Raw genomic sequence first — 18,142 nt, forward strand, 5'->3', positions numbered from 1 at the left:
TTCTACGCACTGATTTTTATTTGCCCTTCTTTTTTTCTGATGGTTGAAAGGCTGTGAAGTGCCATACCAAGCATGACGAGGATGATTCCGATCCAGGATAACGAGTTTGGCAGAGGCAGTGACAGGATAAAAAATTCGCCTGCCAAGGCAAACAGAACCTCCATTGCCTGAGTTGCTTCAACAGCAGCGAGCTTCTGCATATTTCCTCTCACTAAGTCTGTAGCCTTGAAGAATAAAACAGTCGCTATCACTCCAGATGTGATGGCTACTAAAAGGGACTGGAAGCTTTGGTTCATTGTAGGAGGGCCCACTGTCAAAAGTCCGTATAAAGCTAAGAGCACCCAAAAAGGCAGACTGGCAAGAGTCATTCCAAGGACACGTTGATATGCGTCAAGATCTCCGTTTGTAACTTCCATCATTTTTCTATTTCCCAGAGGATAAGCGAAAGATGCGATCAAAACTGGGATGACCCCGAGTAAAACCATTTTAAACGGTAAATGTCTTGCATGTTCTAATTGCATTAGCAAGATTCCTGCTAAAATAATCACTGACATCCCAAGTCCCTTGAAGGGTATTTTAGCCCTCACCGTTACTAAACCCTCAATTGTCATTCTCCTTTCATAAAACAAGGGACTGAGCAAAGCGCCGGATATGATTGTGATTTGCCATGTCCCTGCAATCAGCCAACCTGGTGAAAAGGCAGCAGCATATGTAAGTGGTGCATAAAACAAGACAAAGCCAACAAAGCTCCAAAGAAACCAAGGAAAAGGATTTTGTTTGATACTCTGAATTACCGGCTTTAAGTTTCTCCTTGCTGCCACAATGGCCATTAGAAAAGGAACCATGAATATGTATCTAAGGGAGGCGCTCCATATCCAGCTTCCCCCAGATAACTCCATCGATTGATTTAAAACAAAGGTGAATGCAAAAAAGAAGGCTGCAAAAATACCTAATAAAATCGGTCGCAATCACTTCTCCCCCTTAAAAACAGGAAAACCTGCATAATGGATGCTACACAATCAGAAAGCAAATACAAAGGTCAATATAACAAGTTATTAAGCATTAATATACCATAATAACAGTTTAGGAATCACCAAGTTTTTCCACAAATTCGGAGAGATAAAGGATGGATTTTTATTGATTCTAAAGTTCGTGAAGTCTGATAGTATAAAAGAAACACCTGGCAGGCCAGGTGTCGGTTAAATACTCATTTTATTGTTCATATTGTATTTCATTGGGTTTTTCATAAGTTACATATGTGCCGGCAATGAAATCATGGATCGCTCTCTTGTCCTCACGCATATGTTTTTTATTGGACTCAAATGAATGGCGGCATTTCCCTAATAAAAAAGTTTTTTCAATGCTTTATCTGTGTCAGTCTTTCTGTTTTGATATTGACTAATCAACTCGTTGAGTCGATGAAGCTGAAAAGCGTAGTCATACATTGCTGACCCGATAATGGTGAGACGCAATCGATCATTGCGTTCGATTGAGGTGTCCACTATGATTGATTCCAGAAATAGCCCGCTATTCGTGAGGAATTCTTCCGATTCTAGTTCTTTGATTTTCCCTGAATATTTAAGAAGGATCATTTCATGATATTGGATCAGTTCTTCGAATTGATCATCAAATTCATTTGTCTCCTGCTGTTCAGGACGGCTTTGAAAAAAATGATCTTCTACGATATCCAGCAATCTTAAGCCCTGTTGAAGACAGGCAAGCATTTGCTTGAACAATACCAGTTCTCTGATATCAAAGGGTTTCACCTTTGATATTTTCATTCTTTCTTCATCTAGTATTTTATAGAGCTCTTCAAGCTTGGCGATATCTTTTCTAAGCTGACTCCATTGGTCCTGAAATGTCTTTTCAGTCAGCTCGTTCGATATGGCTGTTCTAATCAGCAATGACATGTTTCTAAAAGTACTGTCCATTTTTTCGATGAAATTTTTATTGAAATTTGGCGGCGAGATCACTAGATTAACAAGGAATGCTGAACCCATCCCAACAAGGACGATGATAAATTTGTTTGCCGCTGCAACGACTCCATTAAATTCTTGCGAGCTCATCATGATCAAAACCGTAATCAGCGTTAAGGATAACGAACTTTCCATTTTAAGCTTCAAGCTTATGATGATGACTATTACTGTTACAAGCCCGATCACAATCGGGTTATTCCCGAATAAAAATATCGATGCAATCGCGACAATTGCGCCGAGAGTATTCGCCTGAAACTGCTCTAATACTTGTTTCCACGAACGGTATATTGAAGGCTGGATTGTAAATGTAGCGGCAATAGCCGCAAAAACGGCTGGCTCCAATCCAATCCAGTTTGTTATGTATAATGCCAGTGCTACGGCCAACCCAGTTTTTATTACCCTGGGACCTAAGGTAATCATTTAAACCCCTCACTCTCTATTGGAAACGGTTTTATTCTAACATATCCTACTTAAAAGGGATAAAACCTATTATTACTTTTGATTTAAAGTATTTTTAAATCACGAATAGATTATCCTTCCCTATAGCGGGAAATAATATGCAAGCAGCTTTTTTATAAAGGTGGGAACTACATGGTAACTATCGATAGAAAACATGATCCAGCAAAAAATGCTGAATGGATTTCCCGTTTAACAGGAGAGAGTCTTAATATATTTGAATTAGTTCAGGAGACAAATGAATTATTTAAGGAAGCAAGTGAAGATTACAAACCTTTAAGTGTAAAAAATAATACAAGCATTTCTTCATTCTTCAGCAATCTAAGCGCAGGTTTCCGAAGGATCATACAGACAAAATCAGCATTTGACCATGCAAAAAAATTCGACACTGTTGTTGATAAAAACGGCAATGTTTTTCCTCAATGGCTTGAAGTCTTGAATGAAGAATACAAAAATTTACTAAAAGAAATTAATCGCGAGGTCCATATAGAGGATTTTGGCGCACTTGGGGATGGAAAAACTGATTGCACAGATGCTTTTAAAATGGCCCTTGGCAAAGGTCGCGTGAAAGTTCATATTCCTGAGGGAGTTTTTCTGGTAAAAGAGATCAGACTGCCATCCTTTACCTATCTGCTTGGTGCAGGAAAAGGAAAAACAATCATCAAGCTACATGATTCCGCCCCTAAAAGCAGGAGACTCATGACAAACAAACACCATCGCACTGGAAACAGGAATGTATATGTAAAAGGAATGACATTGGATTGGAATGTCGAACGTTTGGGAAGTGTCGAAAAGACCAGTACCTGGGGAAATCATTCCAGCTGCCTGCTTTACGCCAATGTAAAGTATGGCTGGGTAAAGGATGTTGAAGCTATTAACCCAGGCCTGCACTGCTTTGATATCTCTTCTCCTCTGTATAATTATTATGGTGATGGTTATCGGGCCCGGGGCGGCAGCGAGTTTATCTGGCTCGACAATCTGAACGGACACGGGTTCGGGGATGACGGCATTACCACTCACCATAGCGATAATATTTTCATTTCAAATTGCCATATGTGTGATCCAAGCGGCAAAACACATAAAGAGGGTTTTTCAAATTCAAATGGCATTGAAATAGACGATGGATCTCGAAATGTTTGGCTATTGAACAATTCATCAGCAAGATGCTTTGGCGGAGTCGAGATCAAGGCGCATCATAACTCTTCAGCAGCCAGCAATGTTGTCATCATTGGCCATCTATCTGTCAATGACAATCGATCATATAATTTCAGGCATATAGGGCACCACAAGGAGAACGATCCTGAATCCAAAACAGCCATCAACATTCTGGCGGCCAACATCATCTCTTATAAACCGGTTCATACCGATTTGTATGCAAATTCTTCTCCCAGGGCGATGGTCGTATCAGCTTATAAAAATGTAGCGGTGAACCATTTTACTGTGATTGGTGACCCTTCTTATGACTATGGCGGTGAACCAGCAATCGCGCTGCAGTATCGTTCCAGAAATGTCATACTCAAAAACGTGAAAATAAGCGGGTTTACAAGTGCGGAATCAGATATCAAAGTATTTGGCGGCAGCAATCATGCTGACCATATTAAAATCAGGAACATGATTTCAAGACACTCGGCACCTAAAGCTATTCATATAGGGAAAGGAGTCGAAAAGGCTGCAATTGAGAAGGTGTATGCAGAAGCTGTAAACGGACAGGCTGTAGTAGAACTTGCAGAAAATAAAGCCTTTTTGAATGACATTGATTCAAATGGGTTCAAACAGGTGCTGTTAAAGCACTCTACAGAAAATCAGACAACTGTTTAATATAAAGTTCTATTAAACGGAAAAATTCCTCTTAAACTGAAAACGGCTCTTATTTCCTTAAGAATAAGAGTCGTTTTTCCGGTTATTTAATCAAAAACGTTTGATTTGGTCTTTTTTTTGGCAGTTAACCGTAATTCCTCCGCCTATTTCTGCATCAATAGCTTACTTTGTATACAATAACCGGATATCCTCCGCTAATGAACTCTCACACGTACTGAACATCGATAATGAATGGTAACTGAGCCAAATAAAAAAGAAGCAGAGCAATCTGCTTCCTTAATTATGAAAGAACCCATTTTTCGATGGCCTGTGCCACACCATTTTCTCGATTTGTACCTGTTATTTCATCTGCAGCTTCTTTTACAGTTTCCTGTGCATTGCCCATAGCAATGCCAAGGCCTGCTTCCGTAATCATGGCTATATCATTCAGGCTGTCACCTACTGCCATCACATTGTCCATCGATATCCCCAGAAGTCCACAAACCTTTTCCAGGCCCTTTGCCTTATTAATGCCGAGTGCGTTAACTTCTATATTTTTCAAACTTGAATTGCTGATTTCGAATACACCTTTGTCTTTTAACTTATTGAGGACACTTTCTCTTATTTCGTCCTCTTCGATTTGGAAGCCGAATTTAAGCCATTCCTGTGAAAACAGGTCCTCAGGCATATTATTTCTCCAAACGTCTTCACTGCTTGTCGCCCAAAACCCTGTATTATGCTCTCGTGTTAAATCATACATCCACTGGATATGTTCAGTGTCCACCATGTTCCGTGCCACCAATTCTCCGTTTGGCCCCCAAATCTCTCCCCCGTTGACCGTTACAAGATAAGAAGACAATTCCAGGGACAATACATAGTCCCTTGCAGTTTTGAGACTGCGCCCAGTACTAAGGACAACATGGACACCTCTTCTTTCTGCCTCTTTTATCGCCTGTCTATTTTCTTCAGAGACCTCGTGTCGCTCATTGAGGAGTGTTCCATCCATATCCAATGCAATTAGTTTGATATCAGGCTTTTTGTAATTCAAATCCATCCTCCTAGCGTCTTACACCTCATTATTTATGCTATCGATCCCTTGTTTTACTGTAGCAAATGTTTTGATGCTGGAAAAATCAACTCCACCCTCCACTGCAGCCTGGGCGAGTTCTGGCCTCATTCCAGTTGCGATTGAGTGGACACCCAATAGCCTTAGAACATTATGGATGTCAAAAATATGTTTGGCAATTGTTGCATCAATCGTAACAATTCCTGAAAAATCAATGATTAAAAACTGTATTTTTTGGCTTGCAACCAAGGGAATAGCCCTTTCCAATATTAATCTGGCCCGGTCATGATCCATTTTCCCTACTAAAGGCAACACTGCAACATTATCTTGCACCGGAACAACTGGAGTCGATAAAATATCCACTTCATCCTGGACTTCTCTCATTTGTTTCGAAGTCTGCCTTTCAAATGCAAATACTGTTTCATTAATGCTAATATCAAGCATATTATTCACTCTTTTATTGATCCAAATTAAATCTTCGGTGTTCACACCATGCCTCAAACTAATCTCAGCCATTTTATCGATAAAAACCATCCTTGTTGGAGGATATCTAAAAAGGATGTCAGAAACTCTTCCGCCTTTGGCTGCTTCCCGTTCGCCGTTTTGCTTGCTCCATTCCAGAAGTCCCTCAGAGGTTGTCTCATCCTTGTTTCTGATCGAGTCACCAAGAAAACTAAGATACTCCGTATAAACAATAATTGCCTGGTCAATTTCCTGCCTGGGTATCTCCAGACCAATAAGTCCGACTATGGAATCTACCATTTCCTTTGCGATTGTTCGAGCATTCTGTTGTAATTCATCTGCAACTGCATATGTTGGATTCACAAAGGTCACTTCCCCTTTTTCATGTTTGTCAAAGACAATTACTTATTAACAATAGGATACACTTTTAGTCAAAAATAATCTCTTTTCAAACTGCTGATTCCAGCAGATACATAAAAATAATCGGGTTTTCCCAGTAAAATAGACTCATTCCATAATAAAGTCTATAAATGAAGAATCATCAATATTCTTTTGAAATTCTTGTCAATTCAAAGAACTCTCTTTCAGGTTCCATCCATTTCGTCCCTCTGTCTGAGACGAAATAGATCCCCTTTTCAAGGTCATAATAAACAGTAATCTTAAATGATCGGAAGTCGACGACACTCTTATCATTATAATAAATCTGCTGATTATCAGCTTCTGGAGCTGAATTGATTAATTCACTTATTCGTTCAATTGCCTGCTTGTCTGTCAAGGCAAAACAGTCATCGCTTCTGTCAGGCTGTTCATTTATGCAAATTTCAGATACATCCGTTTCAATCCATTTCATTGCTTTTAAGGCTTCTCGCTTTTCAAAAACGACCTCTGTCTGTTCCGGGGCTTTGAAGTATCCCCCACTTATTGATAGTACCCAGTTCGTCCCTTTCTTCTCCCAGTTTGATATGAATCCGGCTCCATCTTCTGTAGAATCTTGTGAGGCATGTATCATGATTTTACGCCATCCCTTTTTCGGTAGTTCCTTCTCGTAAAAATGCATGATCTCTCCCCAATGATCACCTTTTATTTTATACACTGGACTGTCAGCCTTCAGCCCAGGATACAGCGGAATATCCGCCGTTTGTTCAGGAATCAGATCAAGACCTCTGTATTTTTCTTGCTGTTTCTGTTGAAAATAACCAATTAAGGAGCCAATCAATAATATGAATAATATTAACCCTACCCACTTCCCAGACTTCAAGATCATCCCTCTTTACTTTTTTCTTTATAATAATGCAAATAATGGTAGAATTGAATACTCATCAATAACATTTATCATTCTTCGAATTTAGAGACTGGAGGAAGAATCATGGCAAACAGTAAAGATGGCAAAAATCGAAATGATATCAAAACTGGTTCAAAAGTAAATATAGTCCTTAAAGCAGACCAGAAAACCGGTAAACTTACTCAGGGAGTCGTTAAAGATATATTGACCAATTCACCCTCACACCCACATGGAATTAAGGTTAGGCTGGAGGACGGGCAGGTTGGCCGTGTAAAGGAAATCCTGGAATGATATAAGAGCAACCGTGCTCCTTGCAGTTGATTTCTTTAAACACAAAAAAGCATTAAAGGGACGATCCCTTTAATGCTTAACTCTTCTTTTCCTTCACTTTCTCAACGATTAACTTATTCAATCCTGGAGCCATCTGGAACAAGATTGTTCCCACGAAAGCGATCACCAAAATGTATAGGCTGGCAAAAACCTTCAACTCACCTGTCGCGAGCGCGGCAATGATGACGGAAAACTCTCCGCGTTGAGTCAGAGATAGCCCCGCTTTTAAGGAATAGCTTCTCGGCAGACCATACCATTGACCTCCAACATAACCGACAATCAGTTTATGGATCAATGACCACAATACCAGCACAACCAATAAGCCAAAATATGGGATATCACTTGTCAATTCAATGTGAAGACCGAAATTCAGGAAGAAGAATGGCAGGAATATATTCCTTACTGGCAAAGCCGCTCTTTCAACCTTATCCTTTATGGTCAACTCAGAAAGCATCATACCGGCTAGCAGCGCCCCGATTACCTCAGATAAACCAAGCATCATCGCAATGCCTCCATATGTGAGGGCAATTCCGGTAACCAAGACAATAAAAATATCATTATTAATAATTTCTTTTAGTTTTGATTCTAACCTTTTGAAGACCACTTTTGCAAAGAATACTGCATTCCCTGCGAGAATGGCAATTTTTAAAAGGATCAACATAAAATCTGTTACTGACAAACCCTTTCCAGAGAGACCAATCAACACGGTTACAAGGATAGGAGCAATCAAATCTTCAAAAATCAGGATTAGCAGCATGAATTCGGATTCTTTGTTATCGACTCTATTCTTTTCCTCCAACAGCTTGGCTGTTATCGAGGAACTTGTTGCATAGACAATTCCTCCAACAATCAATGAGGATACCCAATCCAGACCGAACAGGTGGGCTATTAACGCAGTTACAAATATACCAAGTACGGCATCCAGCAGCCCGCCTTTCCATACCTTTGCACTGTTCGAAACCAATCTGTCAACCGGGAACTTCAAGCCAAGTATGAAGAACAACAGGACTAAACCGATCTCTCCCGCCATTTCAATTACCTTGGATTCCTTAATAAATATGGATAAAAGAAGTCCAAGCAAAATATATAATAATATATCTGGTATTTTAATTATTTTGATGCCGATCATACCAATCAAAAAGAGCACCAGTAAAAAAAGCCCAATGACTAAGGTCAGATTCAATCTGCAACAACACCTTTTCAATTTATACGAAATAACTATCCTATTTACTACCCAATTCCCTTCATTCCAACACTGGAAAATAAAATCCTTGAAACTCTATAATTCAGTATGGTTAAAAAATTGTGATAAAATAAGCTATATATTTATATTTAAGGAACTATTAAGGGGGAAGGTATGAACAGCATTTCAGAAAAAGCTCTAGTTCAACAGCAACATAAGGGCATTACCAAAACCAAACTCGCCAAAAGAATATTTTTCATTATATTAGGTGCTGTACTTATGGGCGTTGGAATCGAGGAATTCCTTGTCCCGAACAAAATTCTTGATGGCGGTATTGTTGGTATTTCAATCATCCTCTCACATTTGACAGGCTGGCGCCTCGGCCTCTTTATTTTTGTTTTGAACATCCCTTTCTTTTTCATAGGTTATAAACAAATTGGTAAGACATTCGCATTATCCACTCTCCTGGGTATCACTGTTTTGTCATTGACTACCAGTTTTCTCCATGATTGGCCAGTTTTCACGGAAGATTTGCTTTTGGCAACCGTATTTGGCGGAATCGTTCTTGGTGCAGGTGTGGGAATAGTCATCCGATACGGAGGGTCATTGGACGGAACAGAAATTCTTGCTATCCTTGCGAATAGAAGGCTGCCTTTTTCTGTTGGGGAAGTGATCATGTTTTTCAATATCTTCATCTTTGGCACAGCAGGGTTTGTCTTCGGCTGGGATCGTGCGATGTATTCCATCCTTGCCTATTTCATAGCATTCAAAACCATCGATATAGTCATTGCTGGACTTGATGAATCAAAAGCTGCGTGGATCATTAGTGATCAGCATAAGCAAATAGGAGAAGCCATCCTGGCTCGTCTGGGCCGCGGAGTCACGTATTTAACAGGAGAAGGGGCATACACAGGAGACGATAAAAAAGTCATTTTTTGTGTCATCACTCGTCTTGAGGAAGCAAAATTGAAATCCATTGTCGAGGAATTAGATGAATCAGCCTTCCTTGCCGTGGGAAATATTGCCGAAGTGCGTGGCGGCAGATTCAAGAAACGGAATATACACTAAAGAGATGTTAACAGAAAAAAGCTCAGGATCTGAGCTTTTTGTCTTGTTGCATGTTGACGTTGATAGATCAACTATTAAAACTGGTTATTCATGTGCTAATAAAGAGTACACATTCGTATCATAGGAAATGCCGTTTTGAACCATATAGTCCCTGAGAACACCCTCCTTGGAAAAGCCAAGCTTGAGGAGCAATTCGCTGGAAGACTTATTTTCAAGGAAAACTACGGCACCAATTCTTTTTAACGCCATTTCTTCAAAGCCATATTCCACAACCTTTAATATTGCTTCTTTAGCGAAGCCTTTTCCCCAATATCCCTGGTTGAGCTCATAACCTATTTCTGCTCTCCGATTTTTCGTTGAAATGGCATGAAAGCCTACAGTTCCAATGAGACTATTATTATTTTTTAATTGGAGGCCCCATCTAATAGCTTTTCCTTCCTTGTATCCAATATGGAAAGAATGAATCAGGCCTCTCGCTTCTTCAATATCATCCATAAGTTCCGAACCATAATGTTTCATGACTTCAGGATTGGAAAAATTGATAAATAACCTTTGTGCATCCTCCGCTTTTATTTCCCTCAGAAGGAGCCGTTCAGTTTCTAATACTGGAAATCCCATATGTCCCCCCGAAGAAAAAATTTTATTTTTTTATAATTCTTCACAAAAGACATAAATCCCTTCAAGAAAGCCGCCCATTTTTGGACGGCTTTTCTTAATCTTCTGCAGGTGCTGCATCAACTGCAATCTGATAAGCATCTAGCAATTGTGACTTTTCTGTTTCACTTTCCAAACCAACGAGGAATTGGTCTTCCCCCTGCTCTTCTACTTTCATTAAAACTGTTCCATCTTCATTCCTAAGCATTGCATAGGATTCTCCATTCATTTCAAACAATGCTTCTACTTCAAACTTCCTTTCTTTTCCCGTGTCATCTGTTACTGTCACCAGGTCCCTGATTGAATCCTCTCTCAAAGCTGCTCACCTCCAGCATGAAGTCACATTATTTTTCCCTACCCAGAACTTAATATGAAAGAGATCAAATCAAAATACTTAATGAATTTTAAATAAACTTTTAAATTCACTTCTTTATTTTCATCTATATAATATTTTTTACACACTGTTTTTTTGGAGGAGTTGCCATTGAAGTCAGCAGGAATCATCATTGGCTCAATCATAGTTTCATTTGCATTTAACCTTTTCTTAATTCCTCACGGTATAATGAGCAGCGGGATTAGCGGTCTGTCCATCATTTTATCTATGCTAACTTCTATCAATACGGGGATTTTCAATTTCCTTTTGAACTTTCCGCTATTGATATTAGGCTATATGAAATTGGGAAGGAAATTCATTTTTTATACAATCCTGTCTGTTATTACAATATCTATTGCACTTTATGCAATTCCGGTAATAAAGCTTGCTGAGGACTCGATCCTTTCATCTATATTTGGCGGAGCAATTGTCGGACTTGGAATTGGGATCATCTTCCGTTCATCAGGTTCATCAGGAGGATTCGACATAATTGGGATGCTTCTGGCAAGAAGAAAAGATTTCCCTATGGGTACACTGTTATTCGCCATGAATTCTATCGTTATCTTGTTGTCAGGCTTTTTGTTCAGCTGGGATGCAGCATTAAATACGCTTGTTTCCATTTTCGTACTTGGAAAAGTGATTGATAAGGTCCATACACATCATGTCAAGCTTACTTTGATGATCATTACCAGAAAAGGGGAAGAAGTAAAGCAGCACCTGTTAGGAAATGTCTACCGGGGGGTAACGGTGGTGGATTCTGTTGGAGGTTTTTCAAACGAGAAGAGCAATGTCATCATTACTGTCATTTCACGTTATGAGCTTACAGAAGTCAAAACACTAATTGAAGAAATCGATCCTGATGCTTTCGTGAATATAACCGAAACACTGGAAGTTATGGGCCTTTTCCATAAAAGACAGCATTAAAAGCATTCAAGAAGCCTGGTACTCAGCTTCTTGAACGCTTTTTCAATTTTACAGTAAAAATCATCTTGAAATTTTCCCGGATCCATCGTATAATTATTGAGTCGCTGTCATTAGATCTCATCCAACCGGTGCTAGGTTTGCTTTCTGAAGTGAGGACGGGATAGAACACTAATCTAATTACTTTCACAATTTCTAATTTCATATTTAAACATGTCCAAGTAGCTCAGCACGTCAGAATCCGCATCACCGATAATGCTTCAGCGTACTCATCGAGCCGCTTCTTGGTTTACTTTCTGAGATGAGGACGGGGGATAGAACACTAATCTAATTACTTTCTCCATTAATGATCTTAATACTTACCATGTCCCAGTAGCTCAGCAGGATAGAGCAACAGTTTCCTAAACTGTAGGTCGGGAGTTCGAATCTCTTCTGGGACGCTTAAACCCTTGATTTTATATCAAGGGTTTTTACTATTTTAAAGACTCCTTATTCACTTTTTTTGTGACCAAACGTCACTGTTGCGGCAAATATCTTGTTTTCTTCGTTTCGTTTATAAATGATGTTAAATCCACCTTTATCTTCTAATGGGTAACTTTTGCTGAAGGTCTCACTCACCATGTTATAAATCCTTTCTCCCTTTACTTCAATGACTTCTTTTGTAATCGTATCATCAGGCATGTGACCCTTTAGGATTTGTTCTGCCTCTGCAGGAGTTTTCACCGGTTCTTCCAAATAGAAAACCGGTTTAATGCATTTATCAATACTATTCTGGCAGACTAATTTTATCCCTTCCTCATCTTCAAATACTGGATAGGGATTCGATTTTGTTTGTTTCATCTTGGTTTTGATGAATGAAACGCTATCGTATAATCCTCCCTTTTTCGTTGTAGATTCTGTTAATGGCACCAACATGTCACCCACTTTCTTATACGCATCCCCTACTGATGTAGATTTATCATCTTGCTGTTTATCTGGTTTTGCAGCAGATGGAATTTTTTCATCGGCGGTATTTAATCCAATTGTAATGATTCCCGCTGATATCAACATGGATACCAGAAACCATCGTATGAGGATACCCTTCTTCCTATCAAGAAATTTCAATTTCCGGAAAGATTGTTTGATATTTTTTAAAGCAGTTTTTTCGGACGATCCCGACACTATATCAAACTTTTGCCGCAGTCCCTCTCCAAGGAGATTAAAAGCGAGGATGGTAAAAGTGATAGCAAGAGCCGGAAAGATGGGAATCCAGGGAGCTTTTATGAGATCACTTCTTGCTTTTTCCAAAAGTGCCTGCCAATCATAGGTAGCTGAGGAGATTTCGATTATACCGCCTTCAAGCACCATGGATTTGGATGCAATGAAATAGCCGAATAAAGCCAGCTGACCGATTAACAATGTTACCCGGCTCAAATCATTACAAAAATTAATGACCAGACTTTGTGAAAGGTTAGGAAGATAATAGTTCTTGAATAATTTGAAAGGACCGTTTCCGATAACAATTCCTGCTTTTACATATTCTTTTTCAGACAGGTCATGAATTTCGTGTGACAGTAGAACACTTACCCTCCCTACCTCCATCAATGCTAAAAGAAGGATTGACCAATACATTGGAAGATCCGAGCCTGTCTGAGACTCCCATACAGGTTTCGAGAGCAAAATAATCATGATTGCTGAAAAAACCGCTGGCACGCTGCCGAACAATGAATTCCATCCGTTTGAAATGATATATGCCAGTCCTCGTTTAGGGGCAGAAAGATATGCTAATGGAATGGCAATCAAATATCGGAGAATAGTAATCATAAATATGTAACGCAATGTGTCTCTTGTCCCGATAATCAACAGGCTCAGTAAATCTCTGCCGTCACTGTCAGTTCCTAGTGGATTTTCAAGTGATGGAGGGAATGGTGCCCTGGCCATAGAGCCATCCTCGTAAAACCTCATGCGGCTGTCAGCTGGACTTGGGTCGATAAAAGATAGATCAGAACTAAAAACAGCAAAAAATAATAGGAAGCCAAACATTAATGACCCCAGCCAAAAAGACCAATTCCTATTCATGGCCAACCCCCTGTTTTCTCTCTATTATTGAAAGACTATTATTCTTCATATTTTTGGAGTCATACTGATTAGCACAAACAAAAGACAAATAAAGATTGAAATTAAAAAGTATCTAAAGATCATCCGCAGTATTTGAATTGCAGGATTAGGCTTTTCAGTAAGATGCTTTTGCTGCAGAAGGATACTTAATGACTGCGATATGAACAAAATAACCATAAAGCATATAGATAGCTCAACTGCCAGCCCCATTTCATTATGTTTAAGATCATTGCTGCGTTGAATTGCATACAATAATCTCCACGCAGCACCTTTATAATCCAGCAGCCACTCAACCATCAATAGATTCGATAAGATATATGTCGTGACAGCCGGAATGTGCTGGATGATTGCAGCCTTGCATTTTTTCAGGATGTGTTTTTTGATCACAAGTTTTTCGGTAAGACCCATTGCCCTTGCCGTTCGGATATACATGGCACCATCCTCATTCGATAATGCAGCGGATGTCACTCTCGCAAGATACATAAGTGGATATAAAGCTACTAAAAGCGACGGAAGGATAAAATTATACCACTGCTCACTTCCAAACCAGTCTATGAACCGGAAATGGAACAGGATGATCCATTGCAATGATAAGATGAGGAAGAAATCAGGCAGAGCCGTAATAAAAGACGTCAACCCTTGACCGATACCTGTCACTGTGTTTTTTTTGCGGTAATCAAAGATTCCCTTTGCGATTCCTAATGGAATGGCCAATGCAAAAGCCGTGATGATGATAGGAATACTCTTGTAAACATATGTTACTACCACAGCTTCAAAAGGCTCACCATTTCTAGTAATCCCTAATGATCCCTCCGAAGCAGCCAACAGGATCAAGTCCTGCATATTCCTGACAATCTCTTCTGATGGATAAAGGGCATATAGTTTACCTGTGAAATCAGCCAAACTCCCTGAGCCAAAGTAAAAGCTAATTACCATAAAAAGTGTTAATAAGTATATGATGGTCAGCAAATCTCTCCCAACATCAGTCTTTTTCAACTACTCCGCCCCCTAACATTCCATAATTCAGGGTATGAAGTAATACCCGGTAGAATGTATGTATTTTTGTAGATAAATACCCTTGGGATTAAGACAATACGAATATTTGAAAATGCAGGTGTTACGTTGCACTCGATATTTGCTGGATTTTATAGGAATTTCTTAAGAAGCAATTATTATTATGAATAGGAAATGGGAACTAAAACCGCGTTTATTCCGTCTATATCAGTGATGGAAGGAAATGCTAGGATGATTCTGGGGTTAAAAAATATTGTTTGTGGTATTTATACACCATAAGCAATTTAGCAAAAGGGGAAACGAGATGAAGAATAAAAAGAGAGAATTGCCTTATTTACTATTTTTACTGGTTATGCCGATCTTAGGCTTGGTTTATAAAATCTTAAATGATAATCCCAGGGATGCTGTAATCCTTTCTACCCAAGTGGACGGGATGATTCCTTTCCTTCCAGTCTTTATCGTACCTTATATTATTTGGTACGCTTTTATTTTCGGCTACCTGGTTTACTTTTGGTATAAAGATACCGGAGTTTATTTGAAGACATTGACCTTAATTGTAGTGGGGGAATTAATCTGTTTCCTGATTTATTTCTTCTTCCAAACCACCGTCCCTCGTCCAAAACTTGTCGGAGATGGGATCCTTATAGACCTGGTAGGAATGATTTATAGTCATGACCAACCTTACAACGCTTTTCCAAGCATCCATGTATTAACCACGTTCGCCATCATTCTGGGCAGTATCAGTATCCGTAATAAACATATGGTCCATTCAATCTTCATACCAGTTATGGGATCATTGATCATCCTCTCCACCCTGTTTGTGAAACAACATTATATTCTAGATATGTTCGCGTCCATGTTCCTAACCTCATTCATTTATGGAATTGTTTTTGAGTTAATTGAATTCAAAGTTTCCAAGAAGCAGGATACTGCTTATGTAAAAGATTAAAGAACAAAAAGCGCAAGCCCATTGGTCAGCCCCGACAAGCGCTGGAGCTGGATTAAGATACCCATATGGAGTTATCCATACAATAATACTTCTTAATTTCCTATACAACAAAGAAAGAGCCGCATTTTCAGATGCAGCTCTTTTTTAATGTTATTTTTCATTATCCTCTTCACTTCTCACATCAGGTCTGACTGGATATAGTTCTTCAGACGCTTCTGTCTGGTACTGGTAATTACCATTCCTGTATTCCCTGCCACCCTCTTCGAGAACGTTTCCTGAGATATACTTATGAAAGAAATATTCAAATACAGCAATGCCTGCCGCTGATATCAGGGATGCCAGCAATAAACTCTCACCATACGTTAAACTTTCACCCAAAATCCAAATGATCATAAATGCAAGTCCAAAATCGGCCAAAGTAGCGATTGTGTTATTCGTTTTTGGGAGCAGGAACAAATCACCAATCACATAAGAGGCAAGCCCAAGCACTAGGGAAATCAAAAAGACATTTGTAAAAGACATATTGTACATCAAACCTAGAATGACATAAAGGACAACAAGGCTTGCAAGGAATTTCAATGCTAAAGCTCTAAGATGTTTCATATGGAAAACCTCCGCAACTTTTTATTATTTTCCCGTTATCATGCTCAACTTGCTTTATTCCATACCTTTTTCTGCAAAACAATAGAAATCAATCCGATAAGCAAGACAACAATAATGCTAATAAAGAAGCCCATGCGTATACTCTTTTCCATTATCGTTCCGCTTACAGCAGCTAGTATAAGGACAATTCCTATAAAAGAAATCAATTTACCCCACGCTTTCAATTCGAGCAATTTCAAAGCTGAAATGATGATAAAAGCCCAATTGAACAATATCAGGATTCCAGCGGCAGTAGTGATATATTCATAAATCTTACCCGGCAGCAGCAAGGCTGTAATGATGGAAGCAGTTAATCCGACAACCGCCAGCCCCAATGATGGAAGTGGCAACTGTTTCAGCTTTTTGACTTTCTTGGAAAAGACCTTGGGAGCATCTCCATCATCGGCCAGGGTTACGAGCAAGGTGGTGACCCCAAACAACGATGCAGTCATAGTCGAGAAGCCCGCGACGATGATTGCTGCGTTGAACACATGAGGAAAAAAAGCTAAGTTATATGGTTCCAGCGCTGTGACGAAAGGACTTTCTTTGTGGGTAAAAGCCCCATGTGCTGCCATAATCACAGCGAGCCCCAAAGCAAGTACATAGATGATGACTAGTAAGATCAGCATGATCACGCCTGCTTTTGGTGCATCTTCTTTATTCTTCAAACGTGTTGCCATCAGCCCGATTACTTCGATCCCTCCATATGCATAAAAGGCATAAATCAATGATGACCAAAAGCCTTTTATGCCCTCAGGAAATAATTTTTTTGGACTATTTGGAAGTATCACCTGTTTTGTTTCCAAATTAAACAATCCGAAAAGAGCCGCGGCAGCTATTAAAATGAACATGATTATCGCTGCTGTTTTAATAATGGCCAATAGATCTTCAACCTTGTCAAATCCCTTATTCCCGGTAAGTACCACACCGATAGAGAGGATGGCATAGCCAGTAGCGAAAAGCCATAATGGGATGTTAGGAAACCAGAACTGGGATAAAATTGATAGCGCAGTAAGCTGACTTCCCATAATCAGAATATTGGAGCTCCAATAATTCCAGCCGCAACTGAATCCAGCCCACTGGCCATATGCTTTTTTTGCATAATAGCAAAATGAACCATCCTGCGGATCCTCAGCTGTCATTTTCGCCAATAAATTATAAACAACATATGTGCCGAAAGCCGCAAGCAAGAATGAAATGACGATCGATGGCCCGGTAACTTTAATCCCGATGGCTGATCCAAGGAAAAAACCCGTGCCAATCGTACAACCAACACCAATCAGTGACAATTGCCACCATTTCAAATCACCTTCATTTGAGTTGTTTCCACATCCCGATTTTGATGATGGCAGAAAATAATCCATTGATTTACCCCCTTCCTCAACATGTATTATCATTCGAGAATCATCGGTAATTTATGTACTCTCAATCAGGCAAGAAAAAAGTCGAGTCCTAATGGATCGACTTTTCATTCACTATTTCTTTTCTTTATCTGATTCTGTGTCGTTACTGAGTCCAGTCATCGTTCGATACATCTGGGTGTACATACTTCCTTGCACGATGTTTTCCAGAAAGAACTCTCCAATGAGGTTTTTATAATCCTCGTCCTCAAACATCTTTTTATTTTGAAGCTCCATTTCTGCCAATCCTTCGTAAGTGGAAATCAAGGCATATGTGTGGTCCTCACCTGAAATTGGCGACAAGAGCTCCACCCTATGGTCATAGTGCTCGTTGCGGAAATTTTGGATTAAACGCAAGTTCTTGATGCCATCTGGAAATTTATCCTGTTTCAATTCAAATGTTTGCATAACAATAACTGACATATGTCCTATCCCCCTGTGAAATAAGCGATAGGTTTAGATTTTTCCAAAG

18 protein-coding genes and 1 tRNA gene are annotated in these 18,142 nt (G+C 39.5%); 6 read left to right on the top strand and 13 right to left on the bottom strand.

Going from position 1 to position 18,142, the window contains the following annotated elements; all coding sequences use genetic code 11:
• Positions 1-2 precede the first annotated feature (2 nt).
• A complete protein-coding gene (locus RH061_RS12705; protein ID WP_311070647.1) occupies positions 3-968 on the bottom strand; it encodes a DMT family transporter in 966 nt (321 codons plus the stop codon).
• Between the two features lie 372 nt (positions 969-1,340).
• Positions 1,341-2,396 (bottom strand): FUSC family protein, encoded by a 1,056-nt coding sequence (locus RH061_RS12710; protein ID WP_311070649.1) that lies wholly within the window; start codon positions 2,394-2,396, stop codon positions 1,341-1,343.
• A 171-nt stretch (positions 2,397-2,567) separates the two neighbouring features.
• Between RH061_RS12710 and RH061_RS12715 the strand changes: the two genes are divergently transcribed.
• Positions 2,568-4,250 carry a glycosyl hydrolase family 28-related protein gene (locus RH061_RS12715; RefSeq protein ID WP_311070650.1) on the top strand — a complete coding sequence of 561 codons (1,683 nt, stop codon included), beginning with the start codon at positions 2,568-2,570 and terminating at the stop codon, positions 4,248-4,250.
• A 280-nt stretch (positions 4,251-4,530) separates the two neighbouring features.
• Here RH061_RS12715 and RH061_RS12720 read toward each other — a convergent pair whose 3' ends face one another.
• From RH061_RS12720 to RH061_RS12730, 3 genes are all read right to left on the bottom strand, one after another.
• Entirely contained in the window at positions 4,531-5,283 is a 753-nt protein-coding gene (locus RH061_RS12720; RefSeq protein ID WP_311070651.1) for a Cof-type HAD-IIB family hydrolase, read from the bottom strand.
• A gap of 12 nt (positions 5,284-5,295) precedes the next feature.
• Entirely contained in the window at positions 5,296-6,120 is an 825-nt protein-coding gene (locus tag RH061_RS12725; RefSeq protein WP_311070653.1) for an STAS domain-containing protein, read from the bottom strand.
• Between the two features lie 178 nt (positions 6,121-6,298).
• Positions 6,299-7,015: a hypothetical protein gene (locus RH061_RS12730; RefSeq protein WP_311070654.1), complete on the bottom strand. Its 717-nt coding sequence runs from the start codon at positions 7,013-7,015 to the stop codon at positions 6,299-6,301.
• 108 nt (positions 7,016-7,123) lie between these two features.
• Between RH061_RS12730 and RH061_RS12735 the strand changes: the two genes are divergently transcribed.
• Positions 7,124-7,330 carry a YwbE family protein gene (locus RH061_RS12735; protein WP_311070655.1) on the top strand — a complete coding sequence of 69 codons (207 nt, stop codon included), beginning with the start codon at positions 7,124-7,126 and terminating at the stop codon, positions 7,328-7,330.
• A 76-nt stretch (positions 7,331-7,406) separates the two neighbouring features.
• On the opposite strand, the gene RH061_RS12740 is transcribed toward RH061_RS12735, so the two are convergent.
• Positions 7,407-8,552 (bottom strand): cation:proton antiporter, encoded by a 1,146-nt coding sequence (locus RH061_RS12740; protein ID WP_311070657.1) that lies wholly within the window; start codon positions 8,550-8,552, stop codon positions 7,407-7,409.
• A gap of 174 nt (positions 8,553-8,726) precedes the next feature.
• Here RH061_RS12740 and RH061_RS12745 point away from each other — a divergent pair, with 174 nt between their 5' ends.
• On the top strand, positions 8,727-9,620 hold the full coding sequence (locus RH061_RS12745; protein WP_311070659.1) for a YitT family protein: 894 nt from the start codon (positions 8,727-8,729) through the stop codon (positions 9,618-9,620).
• An 84-nt stretch (positions 9,621-9,704) separates the two neighbouring features.
• On the opposite strand, the gene RH061_RS12750 is transcribed toward RH061_RS12745, so the two are convergent.
• Together RH061_RS12750 and RH061_RS12755 are read right to left on the bottom strand one after the other, a co-directional pair.
• On the bottom strand, positions 9,705-10,238 hold the full coding sequence (locus tag RH061_RS12750) for a GNAT family N-acetyltransferase (RefSeq protein ID WP_311070661.1): 534 nt from the start codon (positions 10,236-10,238) through the stop codon (positions 9,705-9,707).
• Positions 10,239-10,332: 94 nt separating this feature from the next.
• Positions 10,333-10,590 carry a DUF1292 domain-containing protein gene (locus RH061_RS12755; RefSeq protein WP_311070663.1) on the bottom strand — a complete coding sequence of 86 codons (258 nt, stop codon included), beginning with the start codon at positions 10,588-10,590 and terminating at the stop codon, positions 10,333-10,335.
• Between the two features lie 168 nt (positions 10,591-10,758).
• Here RH061_RS12755 and RH061_RS12760 point away from each other — a divergent pair, with 168 nt between their 5' ends.
• Together RH061_RS12760 and RH061_RS12765 are read left to right on the top strand one after the other, a co-directional pair.
• Positions 10,759-11,571: a YitT family protein gene (locus RH061_RS12760; RefSeq protein WP_311070664.1), complete on the top strand. Its 813-nt coding sequence runs from the start codon at positions 10,759-10,761 to the stop codon at positions 11,569-11,571.
• 363 nt (positions 11,572-11,934) lie between these two features.
• Positions 11,935-12,008 (top strand) — tRNA-Arg (locus RH061_RS12765).
• 49 nt (positions 12,009-12,057) lie between these two features.
• Here RH061_RS12765 and RH061_RS12770 read toward each other — a convergent pair.
• Together RH061_RS12770 and RH061_RS12775 are read right to left on the bottom strand one after the other, a co-directional pair.
• Complete coding sequence (locus tag RH061_RS12770; protein ID WP_311070665.1) at positions 12,058-13,626, bottom strand: ABC transporter permease; 1,569 nt, start codon at positions 13,624-13,626, stop codon at positions 12,058-12,060.
• Positions 13,627-13,671: 45 nt separating this feature from the next.
• Positions 13,672-14,661, bottom strand: a complete 990-nt coding sequence (locus RH061_RS12775) for an ABC transporter permease subunit (RefSeq protein WP_311070666.1) — start codon at positions 14,659-14,661, stop codon at positions 13,672-13,674.
• A 322-nt stretch (positions 14,662-14,983) separates the two neighbouring features.
• Here RH061_RS12775 and RH061_RS12780 point away from each other — a divergent pair, with 322 nt between their 5' ends.
• Entirely contained in the window at positions 14,984-15,628 is a 645-nt protein-coding gene (locus RH061_RS12780) for a phosphatase PAP2 family protein (protein ID WP_311070668.1), read from the top strand.
• A 150-nt stretch (positions 15,629-15,778) separates the two neighbouring features.
• Here RH061_RS12780 and RH061_RS12785 read toward each other — a convergent pair whose 3' ends face one another.
• The 3 genes from RH061_RS12785 to RH061_RS12795 all read right to left on the bottom strand — a co-directional run bounded on the left by RH061_RS12785 (position 15,779) and on the right by RH061_RS12795 (position 18,093).
• A complete protein-coding gene (locus RH061_RS12785; RefSeq protein ID WP_311070670.1) occupies positions 15,779-16,231 on the bottom strand; it encodes a YndM family protein in 453 nt (150 codons plus the stop codon).
• Between the two features lie 44 nt (positions 16,232-16,275).
• Complete coding sequence (locus RH061_RS12790; protein WP_311070672.1) at positions 16,276-17,634, bottom strand: amino acid permease; 1,359 nt, start codon at positions 17,632-17,634, stop codon at positions 16,276-16,278.
• Positions 17,635-17,745: 111 nt separating this feature from the next.
• Positions 17,746-18,093 carry a hypothetical protein gene (locus RH061_RS12795; RefSeq protein WP_311070673.1) on the bottom strand — a complete coding sequence of 116 codons (348 nt, stop codon included), beginning with the start codon at positions 18,091-18,093 and terminating at the stop codon, positions 17,746-17,748.
• Positions 18,094-18,142 lie beyond the last annotated feature (49 nt).

Origin of the sequence: Mesobacillus jeotgali, from assembly GCF_031759225.1 — a bacterium.
Taxonomy (GTDB): domain Bacteria; phylum Bacillota; class Bacilli; order Bacillales; family Cytobacillaceae; genus Mesobacillus; species Mesobacillus jeotgali_B.